This window comes from Galbitalea sp. SE-J8 (assembly GCF_030345695.1).
Lineage (GTDB): Bacteria > Actinomycetota > Actinomycetes > Actinomycetales > Microbacteriaceae > JAUASV01.
Window position 1 is genome coordinate 1 of record NZ_JAUASV010000046.1, and the last position, 4,451, is coordinate 4,451.

Annotated in this window: 1 protein-coding gene; it reads right to left on the bottom strand. The window is 70.8% G+C overall.

From position 1 onward, the window contains the following. Positions 1-4,261 (bottom strand): sialate O-acetylesterase (locus QT381_RS15655; RefSeq protein WP_289249959.1); only part of this gene is annotated, 4,261 nt, incomplete at its 3' end. Positions 4,262-4,451 lie beyond the last annotated feature (190 nt).

The window sequence follows — 4,451 nt, forward strand, 5'->3', positions numbered from 1 at the left end:
CCAGATCCGGCGTCACCGCAAACGACGCACCCGTCGCACCCGCGACCGGCACCCCACCCGCGAGCCACTGCCGAGACACCGACACACCCGCGACCGAATACTCCCCATCCGACACCGACAGCGAACCGCCCACCACCGCAGCACCCGACACCACCGGCACCACCGACACCGCGAACGAACCCGCCGACACCGTCACCGGGGTCGTCGTCGTGACCACATCCGCGTAGCCCGCACGCGACGCCGTCACCCGGGCCGACACCGCGGCGCCCGCGAGATCCGGAGTCACCTCCAACGACGAACCCGTCGCACCCGCGATCGGCGACCCGCCGGCGAGCCACTGGAACCCGACCGATACACCCGCGACCGAATACGAACCATCACTCACCGACAGCGAACCGCCCACCACCGCAGCACCCGACACCACCGGCACCCCCGTCACCGCGAACGAACCCGCCGCGACCGTCACCGGGGTCGTCGTCGTGACCACATCCGCGTAGCCCGCACGCGACGCCGTCACCCGGGCCGACACCGCGGCGCCCGCGAGATCCGGGGTCACCTCCAACGACGAACCCGTCGCACCCGCGATCGGCGACCCGCCGGCGAGCCATTGGAACGCGACCGACACGCCTGAAACGGAGTACTCCCCGTCGCTGACCCCGAGCGTCCCGCCCACCACCGCAGCGCCCGACGCCACCGGCGCCGCCGTCGCGGAGAACGAGGCGGGGGCGACGATCTTCGCCGGCGCCGACGAGTAGCTGGACACGAGACCGGCGGAGGTCGCCTGCACCCGCACCGACACCCGGTGCCCGATGTCGGCCAGCGACGGCGTGTACGACGTGCCCACCGCCTCGTCGATGGCGCTGCCGTCGAGCGTCCACTGGTAGCTCAGCGCGGCGTCGGAGGGAGTCACGCCCTGGTCCACACTCAGTGTGCTGCCGTACGCCGCGGTGCCGCTGAGGCTCGTGAGCGCGAGCTCCGTCCACGCGAGCGCGACCGCCACGTGGGCCGACTCGGCGCGGCCCGGGGCGTAGCCCGTCGCCGTGCCGTCGGCCTCGACCGCGATCGAGTGGCCGTAGTCGGCGCTCGTCACCGGGTAGGTCGCCGCGCTCGCTCCGGGGATGACCACCCCGTCCCGCAGCCACTGGTAGCTCAGCACCGCATCCGAGGGCACGGAGTCGGACACGGATGCCGTGAGCGTGGAGCCGACACGCGCGGTGCCCGAGACCTGCGGAGTCGCCACGGCGACCGGTGGCGCGGCGACGGTGCCGAACCGTGCTCCCGAGAACACCGCCGACTCGAGGGTGGTGGCCGTCGCGTTGGTCGTGGCGAACACGCCCACGTCGACGAGCGGATCCGCCGCGGTGAGGGTCATCGTGTTGATGGTCGTCCACGGGTCCGTGACGTGCTTGCGGTAGGCGGCGACGATCGTGTTCGTGGCCGTCCGGCTCACCTTCAGGTACACCGGGAACCGCACGGAGGTGACGTGCGCGCTCTCGGAGTCGAGGTATCCGTCGGAACTGGAGTCCGTCTGCGTGTAGGCGCCGTCGCGATTCGACACGACGACCGTCCCGTAGCCCTTCGATCCGGACCTGCCGGTCGCGAGACTGTTGCGCACGACGATGCCCGCGCGCGTGTCGGGGCCGTTGTAGGTCGTCAGCGAGGTGACGCGGGTCTCGAACGTGCCGCCGACCGCCAGCGCGTCCGGCTGGTAGACGGTGCTCAACGCGTCGTACGACGTCCACATGCCGCCGGTCGCGTCGCCGACGGTGAACTCCGAGCGGCCCGTCTGGCAGAAGCTCGATTGCGCGGCCGTGCCCCAGCCGGCCGTCTGCCACGGCGCATCGACGGTGCACGCTCCCGCGGCGGGCGCGACGGTGAACCATACGGTGTAGCGGGCGTTGACCGTGCCGTCGGCCGACGTGACCGTGAGCACGGCGTTCGACGCGGACGATGTGACGGCGACCGTGGCGCCGGCGGCACTCGGGGTGCCGACGACGACCGGGGCCGTGGCGCCCGAGCTGATCGGCACGAAGTAGCTCGGTGTCGTCGGCACGAAGGCCGGCACCGGCGTTCCGTCGACGGTGATCGAGCTCAGTCGCGCGTCGGCCGGGTTGATCGGCGCCTTCGTGATCGGCAGCCGGTTGAACGAGAGCAGCCCGACCTGACGCGACGTCGAGATGCTCGGGCCGACCCCGTTGTGCGCGAGGTAGGTCAGGGTCGCATCGCCCGTGCCGAGCACGGCGGAGAGACCGAGCCGCAGCCGGCCACCGGGGAGGTAGGTGACGCTGATGACCTGGGCCGAGGTGCCGGTGAGGGCGAAGTCGACCGAGGGATCACCGTGGACCGTCAGGGTGTCGGTCTTCGACCGGAGGTTCACGATGAGCGCGCGATCCTGGGATGCGCCCGTGACCGAGACGGGGTCCGGCGCCGATACGCCGCTCGTCGGTCCGCCGAACGCGTCGCGGGCGACGACCGCGGCCGCCTCGTCGGCGATCACCTCGTACCCGCTCGGGTAGCGGAAGTGGCATCCGTCGTGCGCGGGAACGCCGGTGACCGACAGCACGGTGATGTCGTAGTCGGGGAACGTCTCGGGAAGGCGCCGCTGCTCGTCGCGGAGCGTGATGCCCTTGGTCTGCACCTCGCACGAGTTGCGCACCTGGAACGGGTAGAACGGGATCTCGCGGGTATCCCCGTCGCCGAAGTCCTGCGTCCAGTCGGCGAGCAGGTTCCCGAAGCCCTGGACGTGGCCCGAGGCGTTGTCGCCGTCGGTCTCGCCCTGGTAGTAGAACCACGCCGTGATGTGTCCCGCCGCCCCGGCGGCGATGAGGCGGTCGTAGAACCGGCCGTAGTTCGTCGCGGTGTCGCCCCGGTCGGCGTCGTTCCGCTGGAAGTAGTCGATCGGCTGCCCGCCGCGGGCGCCGTTGAACACGGCGATGGGCACGTGATACGCGTCGAGCAGCTTCCTCGCCATCGCGATTCCCCACAGGCCGACGTGTCCCGTGTTCCAGCGGCTCGCGCCCACGCTGCCGACGTTGCCCATGGCGAAGTTCCAGGTGCGGTACGCCTCGGAGAGCACGGGGTTCTCCTCGGGGGTGCCGAACGAGCGGATGAAGGTCGACGCGTTGACGTTGGCGAGCGCCTGGTCCGCCGCGCTCAGACCGATCGACTCGGCGTTCGACTGCCCCTGGATCACGATCATGTCCCCCGCGACGACGTCGGTCGCGGTCGAGACGGTGCGCGTGACGCCGCCCGAGACCGTCTGCAGGGCGAACGTGTAGTCGTACAGGCCGGCGGTGATCTGCTTCGTGAACGAGAACGCCGTGCCCGCCCCGGAGACCGAGCGCGCGAGGGTCTCCGCATCCCCCTCGAGACCGCCCGAGACCACGAGCTTGACCTGGTCGACGGCCGCGTTCGTCACGGTTCCGGAGACCACGACGGATGCGTGGTTCGTGCTGTCGCGCGGATAGAGCTGCTGCGACTGCGGCGCCACCGCGACCGTCACGTCCCGCGGATGCGCGTAGACGGTGAGCACTCGGGAGCTGTAGCCGCTGCCGTTGTTGGTCTGGGTCCAGTCGGGCGATCCGGAGGTGTTCGTGCCGATGCCGGTCTCGATGGTGCCCACGTTCCAGTGGTTGACCGCGAGCACCGTCGAGGCGGGAACGGCGGAGTCCAGATCGGGCGCGATGCGGTGCACCTGGAACGAGCCGTAGCCGGGGATCGCGCTCGGCACCGGACGGTCGTCGGTGTCGAACGCGGTCGCGCTCGCACCCGGGAACTGTCCGCTCGACGCCTGGTCGTAGTTGAGATCCCACATCTCGATGTAGCCGGTCAGGTCGTCGCCGGTCGGCACCCCCGCGACGTTCGACCGGATCGAGAGGTCCTCGACGCGCTGACGACGGATGTCGCTGGTCGAGGTGGGGATGCCGAGCTTCGTCGGGTCGGCGGTGTACGCATCCATTGCGGTGTAGACGTAGCTGGCCGCGCCGGTCGTGGGCGCCAGCTCGAGGCAGTAGCCGACGCGATCGAACGCCGGTGTGGTCGAGCTGGCGTCGTACGAGTACGAGCCGTCCCAGCCCGTCACCGGCAGAGCCGTCTGCTGCACGACGACCATGCCCTCGGCGCCGGCCGCGGAGTCGCACGACGTCGCTGTCGGCGCCCCCTCGGCCAGCGCCGGGCTCGCGAGCAGGATGGCGGGCGCGAGCAGGGCGAGTGCACCCGCGATGAGCGCGGTGTTGCGCACTCGATTCAGGACAGTGTTCATCCCATTCCCCCCGGTGAGCGCCGTCGGCCCGGACTACTTGGTCTTGCCTGCTCGGGCGGTGGTGGTTGCGGTGGTGTAGCCGGCTCTGGCGGCTTTCACCCGCACCGAGAGCGTCTTGCCCCGATCCCTCACAACCACCCGATACGTGCGCCCCGTCGCACCCTTGATCACCACACCACCCCGCAACCAC